The organism is Streptomyces sp. NBC_00178, assembly GCF_036206005.1.
Lineage (GTDB): Bacteria > Actinomycetota > Actinomycetes > Streptomycetales > Streptomycetaceae > Streptomyces.
In genome coordinates this window covers 5,576,018-5,591,069 of sequence record NZ_CP108143.1, presented here as the reverse complement: position 1 = coordinate 5,591,069, position 15,052 = coordinate 5,576,018, and the positions used below count along the sequence as shown (strand labels likewise).

Below are 15,052 nucleotides of genomic sequence, written 5' to 3'. Positions count from 1 at the left end.
TCAACGTCCTTCCCGGTCGGATACGACCGAAGCGTAGCTGTTCCCACCCTGGGTGTTACCGCCCGTGACGCCGTCCACCGCGGCGTGACCGCCGGTGGATCCGAAGCCCCCCTCGGCCCGCGCCGAGCCGGGGAGCTCCGTCACCTCGTGGAAGCGCACCTTCTCGACCTGCTGGACGACCAGTTGGGCAATCCGGTCGAACCGTTCGAACCTCACGGTCTCGCGCGGATCGAGATTGACCACGATGACCTTGATCTCCCCACGGTACCCGGCATCGACCGTCCCCGGGGCGTTCACGAGGGCCAGTCCGCAGCGGGCCGCGAGGCCGGAGCGGGGGTGCACGAAGGCGGCGTAGCCGTCGGGCAGCGCGATCGACACCCCGGTGGGGAGCACGGTCCGCTCGCCCGGGGCCAGCTCGGCGGCCTCGGTGGTCACCAGATCGGCTCCGGCGTCGCCCGGGTGTCCGTACGCGGGAATCGGGACGTCGGGGTCGACCCGGCGGATCAGTACGTCGACGGGGGTACGCATCAGGGGTTCACCTCGAAGGCACGCGCGCGCCTGATCTGGTCCGGGTCGGCCATCGCCGCCCGGATCTCCTCGGGCCGTCCGTTCTCGGTGAAGTGCTCGACCTTGACCTCGACGAAGAGCGCCTCGGCGCGGACGGCGACGGGCCCCTCGGGGCCGCCGATCCGCGCGGTCGCACGGCAGTAGTTCTTGCGGCTGTGCACGGCGGTCACCTCGGCCTCGAGGAAGAGCTCCGTGCCCACCGGCACCGGCAGGAGGTAGTCGGTCTCCAGCCGTCCGGTCACCGCGATCACCCGGAGCAGCCAGCTCAGCGCGCCGAGGGTCTCGTCCATCGCCGTGGCCAGCACTCCGCCGTGCGCGAGTCCCGGGGCGCCCTGGTGGGCCGGCCTCACGGTGAACTCGGCGGTGACGCTCACGCCCTCCCCGGCCCGCGCCTGGAGGTGCAGACCGTGCGGCTGCCCGGTTCCGCAGCCGAAACAGTGTTCGTAGTGCGAGCCGAGGAGCTCACCGGGCGCGGGGGCGTCGGGATGACGGACCGGCTTCACCGCCGCGGCCGGGGGTGTCAGACGTGCAGATGTTCCACTCACAGGCGCAGACCTTACCCGCGCGGCCGACCGGGGGTCGCGCCGTGCCAAGCTAGGTTTCATGCAGCCTTCCGCACCCCCCTTCGACGAACGTCTCACCGCGCCCCGTTCGTGGTGGCTCATCGCCTTCGGGATCGGCGTCGCCTGTGCCCTGATGCTCCTGCCCCTGGGCGCCCTGCCGATGCTCGGCGGCCTGGTGGGAGGGACGGCGGCGGCGTGCGCCGGCGTGAGTTCGTACGGCTCGGCACGCATCCGGGTCGTGGCGGGCGCACTCGTCGCGGGCGACGCCCGGATCCCGCTCGGGGCACTCGGTGACGCCGAGGTCCTGGACGGCGAGGAGGCGCGCGCCTGGCGCTCGTACAAGGCGGACACGCGCGCGTTCATGCTGCTGCGCAGCTACATCCCCACGGCGGTCCGGGTGAAGGTCACGGACCCGGCCGACCCGACTCCGTACGTCTACCTGTCGACCCGGGAGCCGCAGGCCCTGGTGGCGGCCCTCGCGCCGGTGCCCGCCTGACACCGGCCGGTCAGCGTCCGGGGCCGTCCAGACCCTCGGGCAGCTCCTCTGCGGGCCGCGCGGGCTGTTCCAGCGGCGGGAGCTCGGGGAGGCGGTCCCAGGGCACCTGGTGGCGCCTCAGGTCGTCCCTGACGCGGTCGGCGAGCTTCCTGGTGTCCCTCCGGTTCATCATCGCGCCGACGACGGCTCCGATCATGAACGGGATGAGGTTGGGCAGGTCGCGCACCGTGCGCTTCATGATCTGCTGGCGCAGTTCGCGCTTCATCTGGCCGCCGAGGGCGGCGTTGAGTGTGGTGGGGCGCGAGACGTCGATGCCGCGCTCCTCGGTCCAGGCCGTGAGGTAGGCGGTGCTGCGCTGCCCGAGGTTGCCCGGGGGGCGCCTGCCGTAGACCTCGTGGAGTTCGGCGACGAGCTTCATCTCGACGGCGGCGACGCCGGTGATCTCCGCGGCCAGTTCGGCCAGCATGGCGGGCGGGACGGGCATCATCGCCGCCGCCCCGATACCCGCGCCGACGGTCGCGGTGGCGTTGCACGCACCCGCGACGAGCTTGTCGGCGAGCTCTTCGGGACCGAGTCCCGGGAAGTGTCTGCGCAGGGTGGCGAGGTCCCGCACGGGGATGCGGGGGGCCGTGTCGATGATCCGGTCGGCGACCATGCCGACCGCGGCCCGGGCGCTCGCCCGGCTCCTCAGAACGCCCCGTTTCACTGATCTCAGGCGGCCGGACTCCTCCGGCGACGGCTCGTGTCCGTCCTGCCCGGGTCCGTGGTCCGGACCCGCCTGCCGCGCTGCTTCGAGCGAGGCCGGACGGCCCCGCTCGCCCTCGGGTGTGCCAGGGGAGGGCGGCAGGGCGGCCTGGTGCTCGGCGGCGGGGCTGACGCCCTCCGCCGGGCCTGTGCCGCCCTGTTGCGCCTCCGACGACTTCGTGCGCCGCAAGCGCCGCTTCCGGAACGGTGTGTCGCCTGCCACGGCCGGAACCCTCAGTCGCAGTCGCGGCAGATGGGCTGACCGTTCTTCTCGCGCGCCAGCTGGCTCCTGTGGTGCACGAGGAAGCAGCTCATGCAGGTGAACTCATCGGCCTGCTTGGGCAGAACCCGCACGGCCAGCTCTTCGTTGGACAGGTCTGCGCCGGGCAGCTCCAGTCCCTCTGCCGCGTCGAACTCGTCCACGTCGACGGCGGATGCCGTCTTGTCGCTCCGACGAGCCTTGAGCTCCTCGAGGCTGTCCTGATCGACGTCGTCGTCGGTCTTCCGTGGGGTGTCGTAATCCGTTGCCATGTCGCTCTCCCCCTCATGGGTGTCTGCGGTGTCTCAGCGCACGTAACGCGTGAGAGGCCGGACTTGTGCCCGACCTGAGGCGGAGATTTTGCCTCACATCAAGGTCTGTTACTCAATCGACACCCAACCGGATCTCCCGTGAGCGATCAGCTTGGGTGGCGATGGGGACCGTACACGGTCCGATTCCTGCAGTTCACGGGCGCCACCCCGTGTACTTCCCGTGATATCACCCCCCGGAAACCCGGACGTTTCCAAGCTTTCGGGGAGAGTTGTGATCACGGAGAGTAGAAGTGCCCGAACATGCCCCTGTGATCGATCACACAGGGACAGAACGGTAGGAGAGTTCGAAAATTCCGCCCAAAGCGAACAGAGCGATCCAATCCGGCCTCACGCCGTGAAGCTTCTCAGACCGGCAGGGTGACGCGCATCACGAGACCACCGCCCTCGCGGGGCTCCGCGATGATACGGCCTCCGTGCGCCCGCGCGACGGATCGCGCGATCGACAGGCCGAGACCGACGCCCTTGTCGCTGCCGGTCCGCTCCGTGCGCAGCCGCCTGAACGGTTCGAAGAGGTTGTCGATCTCGTACGCCGGCACGACGGGCCCGGTGTTCGTGACGAGGAGGACCGCCTGACCGTGCTGGAGTTCGGTGGTGACCTCCACCCAGCCGCCCTCCGCGATGTTGTAGCGCACGGCGTTCTGCACCAGGTTCAGGGCGATGCGCTCCAGGAGTACGCCGTTGCCCTGGACGACCGCCGGCACGCGCTCGCCCCGGATCTCCACGCCCTTGTCAGCCGCCTCCGCCCTGGCCTGGTCGATGGCCCGGTCGGCCACCTCGGCCAGGTCCACCGGCTTGCGCTCCACGATCTGGTTGTCGCTGCGCGCGAGCAGGAGCAGGCCCTCCACCAGCTGCTCGCTGCGCTCGTTGGTGGCCAGGAGCGTCTTGCCGAGCTGCTGGAGCTCCATGGGCGCCCCGGGGTCCGAGAGGTGGACCTCCAGGAGGGTGCGGTTGATGGCGAGGGGCGTGCGCAGCTCGTGCGAGGCGTTCCCGACGAACCGCTGCTGCGCCGTGAAGGCCCGCTCCAGGCGGTCGAGCATCTCGTCGAAGGTGTCCGCGAGCTCCTTCAGCTCGTCGTCCGGGCCGTCCAGCTCGATCCGGCGGGTCAGGTCCGTGCCGGCGACCCTCCGGGCGGTACGGGTGATCCGGCCCAGCGGGGACAGGACCCGCCCCGCCATGGCGTAACCGAACGCGAAGGCGATGATGCTGAGGCCGACGAGGGCGAGGAGCGCCCTGTTCAGGAGGCTGTCCAGGGCGTGCTGCCGCTGCGACGCGGTGCAGTCCTTGATCGCCTCGTTGAGCTGGCTGTTGTTCAGCGCGGAGCCGAGCTGCGGACAGGTGTCGCTGGAGATCCGGACGTTCGTGCCGGAGACCTGGAAGACGAGCCCGCCGCCCGCGTCGTGCAGGGCCTGCGCGGCCAGCATGTAGATGATCGAGAGCAGCAGGATGCCCGCGATCAGGAACATGCCGCCGTACAGGAGCGTGAGCCGTATCCGGATGGTCGGGCGGAGCCACGGGTAGGTGGTCTCCTGCTGCTTCGGCTCCCAGGTCGGTTTCGGGGGCGCCGCGACAGGGCCCGGGGACGCTGCCATCACGCCCTCAGATCCGGTAGCCGGAGCCGGGGACGGTCACGATGACCGCGGGCTCACCGAGCTTGCGGCGCAGGGTCATGACGGTCACGCGCACCACGTTCGTGAACGGGTCGGTGTTCTCGTCCCAGGCCTTCTCGAGCAGCTGTTCGGCCGACACGACCGCGCCCTCGCTGCGCATCAGGACCTCGAGGACGGCGAACTCCTTCGGCGCGAGCTGGATCTCCTGGTCGTCCCGGAAGACCTCGCGGCGGTTGGGGTCGAGCTTGATGCCCGCCCGCTCCAGGACGGGCGGCAGGGCGACCGTCGTACGGCGCCCCAGGGCGCGCACGCGGGCGGTCAGCTCGCTGAAGGCGAACGGCTTGGGGAGGTAGTCGTCCGCGCCGAGCTCCAGGCCCTCGACCCGGTCGCTGACGTCGCCGGACGCGGTGAGCATGAGCACGCGGGTGGGCATGCCGAGCTCGACGATCTTGCGGCAGACGTCGTCGCCGTGCACGAGCGGGAGGTCCCGGTCCAGCACGACGACGTCGTAGTCGTTGACCCCGACCCGCTCGAGGGCGGCCGCTCCGTCGTAGACGACGTCGACGGCCATGGCCTCCCGGCGCAGTCCGGTGGCCACCGCATCGGCGAGCAGCTGCTCGTCCTCGACGACGAGTACGCGCACGGCGCAGTCCTTCCCTAGATCTCCGGAAATACGGCGAGCGGCCTTCGATACGGCCGCTCGCTGCACGTCAGCGGCACCGACTGTGCGTGTCCATCCTGCCTTCAACACCCATAAACCGGCGGTAAGACGACGCGCCGGGGCCGCCCCCGCGGGGAATGGATCGGATTTCCCGGGCAGTTGAGGTTTCTCGAACGGCGGGCGGGGGGAGGACGACCTCACACCCGCGATCACGCCATGTATGTGGCGTACCACAGCCCGTCCTGCTTCCAGAGGGACTGCGTGATCACCCGCACCCCGGCCTCGGCGCCGGGGGACCACCGGGCACACCCCCGTGCCACCGACCCACGATGAGGGGGCGCTCCATGGACGCTTTCACCGCAGGTCTGCTGCAACGAATCAAGACCACCGAGTCCGACCTCACGATGGCTCGCGAGACGGGCGACGACTTCCTCGCGGACGTCGAGCAGGGAGAGCTCGACGACCTGCACCGCCTGGCCGCCGAGCACGGCGTGGAAATCGGCGCCACAAGCGTCTGAGCCGCTACGGGAGGGCCCGGGCAGCCGTCACGGCCGCCCGGGCCCTCCCGTCGTTCCGGGCGGTCTCCGGTGCGCCTCCAGGGGCGTCCGGGGACCGTGTGTCAGTCGTGCCAGGCGCCGAGTTCCTCGAGGAGGTCCTGCAGCGGCCCGAAGACCCCGGGTGTCGCCGCGACGGTCAGGTCCCCGTCCGCGGGCCGGCCGGGCCGGCCTCCGGTGAGCGCGCCGGCCTCCCGGGCGATGAGGTCGCCGGCCGCAACGTCCCATGGGTGCAGCCCTCGCTCGTAGTAGCCGTCGAGGCGGCCGGCGGCGACGTCGCAGAGCTCGATGGCCGCCGATCCGCCGCGCCGGATGTCCCGCAGCCTGGGGATCAGCCGCTGGGCGACGGCGGCCTGGTGGGTGCGGACCTCGGTGACGTAGTTGAAGCCGGTGGACACCAGGGACTGGTCGAGGGGGGCCGTGGGGCGGCAGCGCAGCGCCTCGCCGTTGCCGTACGCGCCCCGGCCGAGGACCGCGTGGAACGTCTCGCGGCGCATCGGGGCCTCCACGACGCCGACGACCCGCTCGCCGTCGCGCTCGGCGGCGATGGACACGGACCACGTCGGCAGGCCGTAGAGGTAGTTCACCGTGCCGTCGAGGGGGTCGATGACCCAGCGGATGCCGCTGGTGCCCTCGGCGCTGGCGCCCTCCTCGCCGAGGAAGCCGTCGGCGGGGCGGTGCTCGGAGAGGTAGCCGGTGATCAGCTTCTCCGCCCGGATGTCCATCTCGGTGACGACGTCGATGGGGCTGGACTTGGTCGCGGCCACCCCCAGGTCGGCGGGACGGCCGTCACGGAGCAGGGCCCCGGCCCGGCGTCCCGCTTCGAGGGCGAGGTCGAGCAGTTCGGACAGGAGGGGGTCGTTCACAACGCTCCAGACGTGGTGGCGCGGGCGGGGGCGCCGTCGGCGGCCCCCGGTGCGGGCAGGCGGTCAGTACGGGCTGTCGGCGCCGGCAGCGGCCGGCTTGGGGGCCCTGGCCGGACAGCACCCGACGGGGCAGAGGTCGTGCGAGGGGCCGAGCGCGCCCAGGGCGCACCGCTCGGCCGGGCGGCCCTGCTCGGTGGCGGCCCGCTCCAGGAGGAGTTCGCGCACGGCCGCGGCGAACCGGGGGTCGGCGCCGACCGTCGCCGACCTGCGGACCGGCAGCCCGAGTTCGGCGGCCTTCGCCGCCGCCTCGGTGTCGAGGTCGTACAGCACCTCCATGTGGTCCGAGACGAAACCGATCGGTGCCATGACGACCGCCGGGACCCCGTCGCCGTGGAGGGCCTCCAGGTGGTCGCAGATGTCGGGCTCCAGCCACGGGATGTGCGGGGCGCCGCTGCGGGACTGGTAGACGAGCTGCCACGGGTGATCGACGCCCGTCTCCTCGCGCACGGCGTCGACGATCAGCCGGGCGACGTCCAGGTGCTCCGCGACGTAGGAGCCGCCGTCGCCGTGGGTCTCCGCGGGCCCCGAGGCGTCGGCCGCGGAGGTCGGGATGGAGTGCGTGGTGAAGGCCAGGTGCGCCCCCGCCCGGACGTCCTCGGGGAGGTCGGCCAGCGAGGCGAGCACGCCGTCCACCATGGGCCGCACGAAGCCGGGGTGGTTGAAGTAGTGCCGCAGCTTGTCGACCCGGGGCACCGTGAGCCCCTCGGCCTCCAGGGCGGCCAGCGACTCGGCCAGGTTCTCGCGGTACTGGCGGCAGCCGGAGTACGAGGCGTACGCGCTGGTGGCGAGCACGGCGATGCGCCGGTGCCCGTCGGTGACCATCTCCCGGAGGGTGTCGGTGAGGTACGGCGCCCAGTTGCGGTTGCCCCAGTACACGGGGATCTCCACGCCGTGGTCCGCGAAGTCCTTGCGCAGGCCGTCGAGCAGCGCCCTGTTCTGCGCGTTGATCGGGCTCACGCCGCCGAAGAGGAAGTAGTGCTTGCCGACTTCCCTGAGGCGCTCCTCGGGGATGCCCCGGCCGCGCGTCACGTTCGCGAGGAACGGGACCACGTCGTCGGGGCCTTCGGGACCGCCGAAGGAGAGCAGCAGCAGGGCGTCGTACGGGGCTGGATCACGCAGATCGGACATGGACCCGATCCTGCCACCCGGCACCGGCGCGGTGGCACCCGACATCGGCCGGTACCGGGTGCCGGGTGGCCGCCCGTAAGCTGTGTCAGGCATCTGCACACCTGACAGGCTTCATCGGAGCACCCCTTGCCCAGCCCCTACCGCGCCATCTTCTCCGCCCCGGGGAGCCCGGCCTTCTCGGCCGCCGGATTCCTCGGCCGGATGCCCCTGGCGATGATGGGGATCGGCGTCGTCACCATGGTGTCCCAGCTCACCGGGCGCTATGGCCTGGCGGGCGCGCTCTCCGCGACGCTGGCCCTGGCGGCGGCGGCCATGGGGCCGCAGGTGTCCAGGCTGGTCGACCGCTACGGGCAGCGCCGTGTCCTGCGCCCCGCCACCCTGCTGGCCGTCGCCTCCGTCGCGGGGCTGCTGATCTGCGCGCAGCAGCGGCTCCCGGACTGGACGCTCTTCGTCTTCGCCGCCGGTGCGGGCTGCGTCCCGAGCGTGGGATCGATGGTCCGGTCCCGCTGGGCCGAGATCTACCGGGGGTCCGAGCGGCAACTGCACGCGGCGTACTCGTGGGAGTCGATCGTCGACGAGGTGTGCTTCATCTTCGGCCCGATCATCTCCATCGGCCTGTCGACGGCCTGGTTCCCGGAGGCGGGCCCGCTGCTGGCCGCCGGGTTCCTGGTGGTGGGCGTGTTCTGGTTGACGGCGCAGCGCGGCACCGAGCCCGTACCGCATCCGAAGGAGCACCACACCGGCGGCTCGGCGCTCCGCTCACCGGGGCTCCAGGTGCTCGTGCTCACGTTCGTCGCCACCGGCGCGATCTTCGGGGCGGTGGACGTGGTGACCGTGGCCTTCGCGGACGAGAGCGGCCACAAGGCGGCGGCCAGTCTCGTCCTCGCGGTCTACGCCCTGGGTTCCTGCCTCGCCGGGGCGGTCTTCGGCCTGGTCCACGTCAAGGGGAGGCCGGCGACCCGGTGGCTGGTGGGGGTGTGCGCGATGGCCGTGAGTATGATCCCCCTCCAACTGGCCGGGAGCCTGCCGTTCCTGGCCGTGGCGCTCTTCGCCGCGGGCCTCGCCATCGCTCCGACGATGGTCACGACGATGGCCCTCGTCGAGCAGCACGTACCGCGCACACAGCTGACCGAGGGCATGACCTGGACCAGCACGGGACTCGCGGTCGGGGTGGCTCTCGGCTCCTCCGCCGCAGGCTGGGTGGTCGACGCCTCGGGGGCCGAGGCGGGGTATGTGGTGCCCGTCGTGTCGGGGGCGCTCGCGGCCGCGGTGGCGTTCCTGGGGTATCGCCGGCTCGCGGAGCCGGTTCCTACGGGAGGGCGCGGGGAAGATGACCGACACCTACGCACGGACGGCGAGCACGTGGCGTAACTGGGCGGGCACTGTCACCGCCCGGCCGGCGCGCGTGGAGTCCCCCGCCTCCGTCGACGAGCTGGCCGACGTCCTCCGCAGGGCGTCCGAGGACGGTCTGACCGTGAAGCCGGCGGGCACCGGCCACTCGTTCACCGCGGCAGCGGCCACGGACGGGGTCCTGATACGCCCGGACCTGCTCACGGGTATCCGGGACATCGACCGCGAGGCGATGACGGTGACGGTCGAGGCCGGCACCCCGCTGAAGCGCCTCAACGCCGCGCTCGCCCGTGAGGGGCTCTCCCTCACGAACATGGGCGACATCATGGAGCAGACGGTCGCCGGGGCCACCGCGACGGGGACCCACGGCACCGGTCGCGACTCGGCGTCGGTCTCGGCGCAGATCCGCGCGCTCGAACTGCTGACGGCGGACGGCACGCTGCTCCGCTGCTCGGCCGCCGAACACCCCGACGTCTTCGCGGCGGCCAGGGTCGGCCTGGGCGCACTCGGCGTGGTCACGGCGCTCACCTTCGCGGTCGAGCCGGTCTTCCTGCTGACCGCCCGCGAGGAACCGATGACCTTCGACCGGGTCACGGCCGACTTCGATCAGCTCGTCACCGAGAACGAGCACTTCGAGTTCTACTGGTTCCCGCACACCGGCAACTGCAACACCAAGCGCAACAACCGCAGCGCCGGTCCCGCCGCTCCGCCCGGACGGGTCAGGGGCTGGGTCGAGGACGAGCTGCTCTCCAACGGGATCTTCCAGGTCGCGTGCACGGTGGGCCGGGCGGTCCCCCGGATCATCCCCGCCCTCGCGAAGATCTCCAGCCGCGCGCTGTCGGCCCGCACCTACACCGACATCCCGTACAAGGTGTTCACCAGTCCCCGCCGGGTGCGCTTCGTCGAGATGGAGTACGCCCTGCCGCGCGAGGCGGCCGTCGAGGCGCTGCGGGAGCTCAAGGCCATGGTCGACCGCTCGCCGCTGCGCATCAGCTTCCCGGTGGAGGTCCGCACGGCGCCCGCGGACGACATCGCGCTGTCCACGGCCTCGGGCCGGGACAGCGCGTACATCGCGGTGCACCTGTACCGGGGCACGCCCTACCACTCCTACTTCACCGCCGTCGAGAGGATCATGACCGGCTACGACGGCCGCCCGCACTGGGGCAAGATCCACACCCGGGACGCGGCGTACCTGGCGGGCGCCTATCCGCGCTTCGGTGAGTTCACCGCGCTGCGCGACCGGCTCGACCCGGGGCGGCTGTTCGCGAACGACTACCTGCGCCGGGTGCTCGGCGACTGACGTGCCGGGCGCGGCGGCGCGGGCTCACCGGCCGGTGTCCGTCCCGGACGCCGCCTCGTCCTGCGGACCCGCGGCATCGCCGGCACCGGTCGTGGTGGGTGCGGAGGGGGTGCCTCCGTCGGTGGGGGCGGACGGCGTGCTCTCCGGAGTGGCGGGGTCCGAGGACGCCGAAGGCGTGGGGGACGGTTCCTCGGTCCTGCCGTCGCCGCCGGATGTACCGGGCGACGCGCTCTGCCCGTCGCGGGGGTCCGTGCCGTGCGTCGTCGCGTCGCCCCTGTCCGGGTGGCGGACGTCGTCCCCGCCGTCGTCCTGCCCGGTGCCGGACGGTTCGGGCGACTTCGCCCCGCCGCCGTGCCCACCCCGGACGACCGAGCCGACGGTCGTCCCCCCGTTGCCGCCGAGACCGTGCCCGGACGCCGCCTCGTACACCGTGATGCCGGCCATCGAGAGCACGAACACACCGGTCGCCGCGAGGGCCGAACGCTTCCAGCCCCGGACGCGGGTCCCGTGGGTACGGGCGTCGGAGTACGCGTCGTCCGCGTCCCTGCCGCCGGGAGGCGTCCCCGGGCGGACCACGCCGGTCACCGGGACGCCGTCGCCGGGCACCCGGCGGAGCAGCCGGGTGCGCTCGGCCTCGGACTCCGCCTCCGTCACGGAGCGCAGGACCGTGGTCGCCTCGTCCTGCGGCCACTGCGACGCGGGGGACGTCTCCTTGGTGCGCACCGTCACCTGACGGCCCGCCGGATGCTTCACCTGGACCGTGACTTCGCGGATCTGTTCGCCGGTGCGGCGGAAGAAGTGCTGGAAGACCGACCCTCCGCAGGTGGCCACCACGCTCATCACTCCGGCGCCCGCGATGGTTCCGTAGACGCCCAGCTGCGAGGCCATGACCGCCGCGGCGACCGCCGCGACCGCGCTGCCGGCGACCTGCGGCAGGCTCAGATCTATGCGCCTTTCCTTACGTTCCGCATCACTCTGCGGCTTCTGAACCATGATCAGCCCCTGCTCGACAACTACCCCACCTTGCACCAGGAAGGGACATATGAGCGAACCGGATAGTTCCGATTCTGGAGTTTCTGTGAAGCAGCCCACGCATCGCGGGCATACGGCCGAGAACGGGGTAACCCGACTCCTGTGTCCGACGAGAACTTCGGCGGCGCGCCGGTCCACCCACGTGGCCCGAATGGAGTACTGTGACGAGCCCTGGGGCCGGACTCCCGCATGGGTGGCCGGACCTTCGGGAGGGAGCCGAAATCGGCACTCGAACCGGCGGCGCCGCGGCATCGCACGGGCGCCTGCAACACAGAGCGACGAACCGGTCGCTCCGTGTCGCAAACAGGTAACCGTGCCATCGCGGCGTTCCAGGGCCAAGGCCCGACACGCCGGGTAACTTGGCAAGGTTGTGGCAGGCTGAACCCGGGCAGGTCACACTCGACTAGCGGAAGCAGCGACGCACGTGACGTCGGCAGGCACCACCCGGGAGGTTCCCATGCCCGAACTGCGTGTCGTGGCCGTCTCGAACGACGGCACACGACTGGTGCTCAAGGCTGCGGACAGCACGGAGTACACGCTTCCGATCGATGAGCGGCTGCGTGCCGCCGTGCGCAACGACCGCGCACGCCTGGGCCAGATCGAGATCGAGGTGGAGAGCCATCTCCGCCCCCGCGACATCCAGGCGCGGATACGCGCCGGTGCCTCCGCCGAGGAGGTCGCCCAGTTCGCCGGCATCCCGGTCGACCGGGTGCGCCGCTTCGAGGGCCCCGTGCTCGCGGAGCGCGCCTTCATGGCCGAGCGGGCCCGCAAGACGGCCGTGCGGCGCCCCGGCGAGAACACCGGACCCCAGCTCGGTGACGCGGTGCAGGAGCGGCTGCTGCTGCGCGGCGCCGACCGGGAGACCGTGCAGTGGGACTCCTGGCGCCGCGACGACGGCACCTGGGAGGTCCTCCTGGTGTACCGCGTCGCCGGCGAACCGCATTCCGCGAGCTGGACCTACGACCCGCCCCGGCGGCTGGTCCAGGCCGTGGACGAGGAGGCCCGCTCGCTGATCGGCGAGACCGACGACGCGGCGGCCCCCGAGCCCAGCTTCCCGTTCGTGCCCCGGATCGCCCGCCTGCCGCGCGACCGGCCGCTGGACCGCGCCCTGGACCGGCAGATCGAGCGCCCCGCGCCCTCGGTGCCGGACCCGGACGAGCGGCTCGGCAGCGTCACCGCGGGCGAGCGCGACTCGCTGACCAGCCTCCTGGAGGCGGTGCCGAGCTTCCGCGGGGACATGGTCGTGCCGGAGCGTCCGTCGCAGCCCGAGCCGCCCGCACTCGAACCCGCGCCGCAGCAGGAGCCCGAGGCGGACGAGCCTCCGGCGGCGGCAGCGGCGGGCGCCGGTTCCGCGTACGCCGATGTGCTGATGCCGCGTGCGGTGGCCGGGCACCGGGACCGGCTGACCGGCACCACCGACCGCCAGGCCGAGGCCGACGGGGTACGCCCCGGACGCCGGGCGGCGGTACCGAGCTGGGACGAGATCGTCTTCGGCACACGCCGGAAGAAGCAGGACTGAGAACCGGTCCGGACGCCCGTGGTGTGGTGGCGGCCCGTGCGCGGCGACGCACGAGCCCCCACTTCTCGGGGCGGTCGGCGGCGTCAGAGGGGGTCCGGTCCCGTGGCGACCGGCCGGGTCTCGTTGGCGGACCATTCCGACCAGGAGCCGGCGTAGAGGGCGGCGCGGTGCCCGGCGATCTCCAGGGCCAGCACCTGGTGCGCGCCCGAGACACCGGAGCCGCAGTAGACGCCGATCTCGGTGGCGCCGTCCGCGCCCAGGTCCGCGAACCGGGAGGCCAGCGACCGGGCCGGCAGGAACCGTCCGTCCTCGTCGACGTTCTGGGTGGTCGGGGCGGAGACCGCGCCCGGGATGTGCCCGCCGACACGGTCGATGGGCTCGACGTCGCCGCGGTAGCGCTCCGCCGCCCGGGCATCGAGCAGCAGCCCGGAGCGGGCGAGACCGGCGGCGCCGTCGGCGTCCAGCAGGCCGAGCGCACCCGGCGCGGGCCGGAAGTCGCCCTCGGCGGGCTTGGGGAGCGCCGTGGTGAGCTCGCCCGTCCACGCGGCGAGCCCTCCGTCCAGGACGCGGACGTCGGGGTGGCCGGTCCAGCGCAGCAGCCACCAGGCACGGGCGGCCGCCCAGCCCTGGCCGCCGTCGTACACCACCACGGGGGTCTCGCTCCCCACGCCCGCGCGCCGCATGACGGCCCCGAACTCCTCCGGGTCGGGCAGGGGATGGCGGCCGCCGCTGCCCGCCGGGCCGGCCAGCTCGGCGTCGAGGTCGACGAACACCGCGCCTGGGATGTGCCCCGCCTCGTAGGCGGCGAGGCCGTGCGGTCCGCCGAGCTGCCAGCGGACGTCGAGGAGGACGGGCGGGCGCGACCCGGCCGACTCGCTCAGGTATTCGGATGCGGTGATGAGGGGCTTCATGCCTGCCATCCTCGCGCAGTGGCCGCCCTCGACGCCGCCACACCTATGCGGATGTATCCCGTCAAAACGGTCAACACGGCGAGCGGAAGCCGCGAATCGCGGCGCGGCCGGAGTGCCTCGGAGGCCCAGTGGTGCGAGCATCTGCACGGAGCGTACGCACCCGTATCCGTACCGCTGGACGCCGTGCAGAGCCCGTCCTCCCGTACGGCGACCCCGATGGTACGAGGAGAGAGACGAAGATGACCGAGGCTGCCACCCGGCGCGTTCCCGGAGCACCGTGCTGGGTGAGTCTGATCGTGCACGGCCTGTCCGCGACCCAGGACTTCTACAGCCAGCTGTTCGGCTGGGAGTTCCGGCCGGGTCCGGAGCAACTGGGGCCTTACGTCCGGGCGCTCCTGCACGGCAAGGAGGTCGCGGGAATCGGGCAGCTGCCCCCGGACCGTCATCTCCCGATCGCCTGGACCACCTACTTCGCCACGAAGGACGCGGACGTGACGGCCGAGGCCATCCGTTCGTGCGGTGGCACGGTGGCGGTCGGACCCATCGTCGCGGGCAGTGCGGGCCGCATGGCGCTCGCATCGGATCCGGGCGGAGCGGTGTTCGGCGTCTGGCAGGCCGCCGAGCACCTCGGGACGGCGCTCGCGGGCACCCCCGGAACCCCCGTGTGGAACGAGCTGGTGACCCGCGAGACCGCGTCGGTCGCCAAGTTCTACCAGGCTGTGTTCGGCTTCGAGACCGAGGCCGTCGTCTCGGCCGACTTCGACTACCAGACGCTCCATCTGCGGGGACGCCCGGTCGCGGCGCTGCACGGCGTCGGCCACGGGCTGCCCCGCGACCGGGGGCCCCACTGGATGACGTACTTCCAGGTCGCCGACACCGACGAGGCCGCGGCCCGCGTGACCGGACTCGGCGGACGGGTCCTGCACGCGCCGAGGGACACGCCGAGCGGGCGGCTGGCCACGGTGGCCGACCCCGAGGGAGCGGTGTTCACCGTCGTCAGGCCGCCGGAGGACTGAGCGGACGGGCCGGCGGCCGTCCCCGGCGCGCAGGGCGGGCGACGCGGGGCCCGCCGCCTCTCGCCCGACGGGCAGGAGGCGACGAGC

General features: G+C 72.5%; 16 protein-coding genes. 6 read left to right on the top strand and 10 right to left on the bottom strand.

Annotation, left to right across the window (positions count from 1 at the left end; all coding sequences use genetic code 11):
• Together dut and OHT61_RS24570 are read right to left on the bottom strand one after the other, a co-directional pair.
• Entirely contained in the window at window positions 1-528 is a 528-nt protein-coding gene (dut, locus tag OHT61_RS24575) for a dUTP diphosphatase (protein ID WP_329041204.1), read from the bottom strand.
• On the bottom strand, window positions 528-1,070 hold the full coding sequence (locus OHT61_RS24570) for a PaaI family thioesterase (protein WP_443049629.1): 543 nt from the start codon (window positions 1,068-1,070) through the stop codon (window positions 528-530). Before OHT61_RS24570 ends, dut begins: the two co-directional genes overlap by 1 nt.
• A 100-nt stretch (window positions 1,071-1,170) precedes the next feature.
• Between OHT61_RS24570 and OHT61_RS24565 the strand changes: the two genes are divergently transcribed.
• Complete coding sequence (locus tag OHT61_RS24565; protein WP_329041200.1) at window positions 1,171-1,626, top strand: DUF3093 domain-containing protein; 456 nt, start codon at window positions 1,171-1,173, stop codon at window positions 1,624-1,626.
• 10 nt (window positions 1,627-1,636) lie between these two features.
• Here the strand turns inward: OHT61_RS24565 and OHT61_RS24560 are convergent, their stop codons facing one another.
• The 4 genes from OHT61_RS24560 to OHT61_RS24545 form a co-directional block, all read right to left on the bottom strand.
• Complete coding sequence (locus OHT61_RS24560) at window positions 1,637-2,593, bottom strand: hypothetical protein (RefSeq protein WP_329041198.1); 957 nt, start codon at window positions 2,591-2,593, stop codon at window positions 1,637-1,639.
• 11 nt (window positions 2,594-2,604) lie between these two features.
• A complete protein-coding gene (locus OHT61_RS24555) occupies window positions 2,605-2,901 on the bottom strand; it encodes a DUF4193 domain-containing protein (protein ID WP_003965732.1) in 297 nt (98 codons plus the stop codon).
• A 404-nt stretch (window positions 2,902-3,305) separates the two neighbouring features.
• Window positions 3,306-4,550: a sensor histidine kinase gene (locus tag OHT61_RS24550; RefSeq protein ID WP_329041196.1), complete on the bottom strand. Its 1,245-nt coding sequence runs from the start codon at window positions 4,548-4,550 to the stop codon at window positions 3,306-3,308.
• Between the two features lie 7 nt (window positions 4,551-4,557).
• Window positions 4,558-5,211, bottom strand: a complete 654-nt coding sequence (locus tag OHT61_RS24545) for a response regulator transcription factor (protein WP_327113679.1) — start codon at window positions 5,209-5,211, stop codon at window positions 4,558-4,560.
• A gap of 362 nt (window positions 5,212-5,573) precedes the next feature.
• Here OHT61_RS24545 and OHT61_RS24540 point away from each other — a divergent pair, with 362 nt between their 5' ends.
• Window positions 5,574-5,747, top strand: coding sequence for a hypothetical protein (locus tag OHT61_RS24540; RefSeq protein WP_327113681.1), 174 nt, complete (start codon window positions 5,574-5,576; stop codon window positions 5,745-5,747).
• 101 nt (window positions 5,748-5,848) lie between these two features.
• On the opposite strand, the gene OHT61_RS24535 is transcribed toward OHT61_RS24540, so the two are convergent.
• Both OHT61_RS24535 and OHT61_RS24530 read right to left on the bottom strand, forming a co-directional pair.
• Complete coding sequence (locus OHT61_RS24535) at window positions 5,849-6,649, bottom strand: inositol monophosphatase family protein (protein WP_329041193.1); 801 nt, start codon at window positions 6,647-6,649, stop codon at window positions 5,849-5,851.
• A 63-nt stretch (window positions 6,650-6,712) separates the two neighbouring features.
• On the bottom strand, window positions 6,713-7,837 hold the full coding sequence (locus OHT61_RS24530) for a ferrochelatase (RefSeq protein WP_329041191.1): 1,125 nt from the start codon (window positions 7,835-7,837) through the stop codon (window positions 6,713-6,715).
• 126 nt (window positions 7,838-7,963) lie between these two features.
• Here OHT61_RS24530 and OHT61_RS24525 point away from each other — a divergent pair, with 126 nt between their 5' ends.
• Window positions 7,964-9,208, top strand: a complete 1,245-nt coding sequence (locus OHT61_RS24525; RefSeq protein ID WP_329041190.1) for an MFS transporter — start codon at window positions 7,964-7,966, stop codon at window positions 9,206-9,208.
• On the top strand, window positions 9,168-10,487 hold the full coding sequence (locus tag OHT61_RS24520; RefSeq protein ID WP_329041188.1) for a D-arabinono-1,4-lactone oxidase: 1,320 nt from the start codon (window positions 9,168-9,170) through the stop codon (window positions 10,485-10,487). Before OHT61_RS24525 ends, OHT61_RS24520 begins: the two co-directional genes overlap by 41 nt.
• A 24-nt stretch (window positions 10,488-10,511) precedes the next feature.
• Here OHT61_RS24520 and OHT61_RS24515 read toward each other — a convergent pair whose 3' ends face one another.
• The gene (locus OHT61_RS24515) at window positions 10,512-11,480 is read right to left on the bottom strand and encodes a hypothetical protein (RefSeq protein WP_329041187.1); all 969 of its coding nucleotides are present in this window, start codon (window positions 11,478-11,480) and stop codon (window positions 10,512-10,514) included.
• Window positions 11,481-11,976: 496 nt separating this feature from the next.
• Between OHT61_RS24515 and sepH the strand changes: the two genes are divergently transcribed.
• Window positions 11,977-13,038, top strand: a complete 1,062-nt coding sequence (gene sepH, locus OHT61_RS24510) for a septation protein SepH (RefSeq protein ID WP_329041185.1) — start codon at window positions 11,977-11,979, stop codon at window positions 13,036-13,038.
• An 83-nt stretch (window positions 13,039-13,121) separates the two neighbouring features.
• On the opposite strand, the gene OHT61_RS24505 is transcribed toward sepH, so the two are convergent.
• Window positions 13,122-13,949: a sulfurtransferase gene (locus OHT61_RS24505; protein WP_329041184.1), complete on the bottom strand. Its 828-nt coding sequence runs from the start codon at window positions 13,947-13,949 to the stop codon at window positions 13,122-13,124.
• A gap of 239 nt (window positions 13,950-14,188) precedes the next feature.
• Between OHT61_RS24505 and OHT61_RS24500 the strand changes: the two genes are divergently transcribed.
• The gene (locus tag OHT61_RS24500; RefSeq protein ID WP_329041183.1) at window positions 14,189-14,965 is read left to right on the top strand and encodes a VOC family protein; all 777 of its coding nucleotides are present in this window, start codon (window positions 14,189-14,191) and stop codon (window positions 14,963-14,965) included.
• Window positions 14,966-15,052 lie beyond the last annotated feature (87 nt).

What these genes read in the sequence shown, in the direction of transcription:
- OHT61_RS24520 (WP_329041188.1), top strand. Translation starts at nt 9,168, where the DNA reads ATGACCGACACCTACGCACGGACGGCGAGCACGTGGCGTAACTGGGCG.
- OHT61_RS24505 (WP_329041184.1), bottom strand. Translation starts at nt 13,949, where the DNA reads ATGAAGCCCCTCATCACCGCATCCGAATACCTGAGCGAGTCGGCCGGG.
- OHT61_RS24555 (WP_003965732.1), bottom strand. Translation starts at nt 2,901, where the DNA reads ATGGCAACGGATTACGACACCCCACGGAAGACCGACGACGACGTCGAT.
- OHT61_RS24500 (WP_329041183.1), top strand. Translation starts at nt 14,189, where the DNA reads ATGACCGAGGCTGCCACCCGGCGCGTTCCCGGAGCACCGTGCTGGGTG.
- OHT61_RS24540 (WP_327113681.1), top strand. Translation starts at nt 5,574, where the DNA reads ATGGACGCTTTCACCGCAGGTCTGCTGCAACGAATCAAGACCACCGAG.
- OHT61_RS24550 (WP_329041196.1), bottom strand. Translation starts at nt 4,550, where the DNA reads ATGGCAGCGTCCCCGGGCCCTGTCGCGGCGCCCCCGAAACCGACCTGG.
- dut (WP_329041204.1), bottom strand. Translation starts at nt 528, where the DNA reads ATGCGTACCCCCGTCGACGTACTGATCCGCCGGGTCGACCCCGACGTC.
- sepH (WP_329041185.1), top strand. Translation starts at nt 11,977, where the DNA reads ATGCCCGAACTGCGTGTCGTGGCCGTCTCGAACGACGGCACACGACTG.
- OHT61_RS24565 (WP_329041200.1), top strand. Translation starts at nt 1,171, where the DNA reads ATGCAGCCTTCCGCACCCCCCTTCGACGAACGTCTCACCGCGCCCCGT.
- OHT61_RS24530 (WP_329041191.1), bottom strand. Translation starts at nt 7,837, where the DNA reads ATGTCCGATCTGCGTGATCCAGCCCCGTACGACGCCCTGCTGCTGCTC.
- OHT61_RS24515 (WP_329041187.1), bottom strand. Translation starts at nt 11,480, where the DNA reads ATGGTTCAGAAGCCGCAGAGTGATGCGGAACGTAAGGAAAGGCGCATA.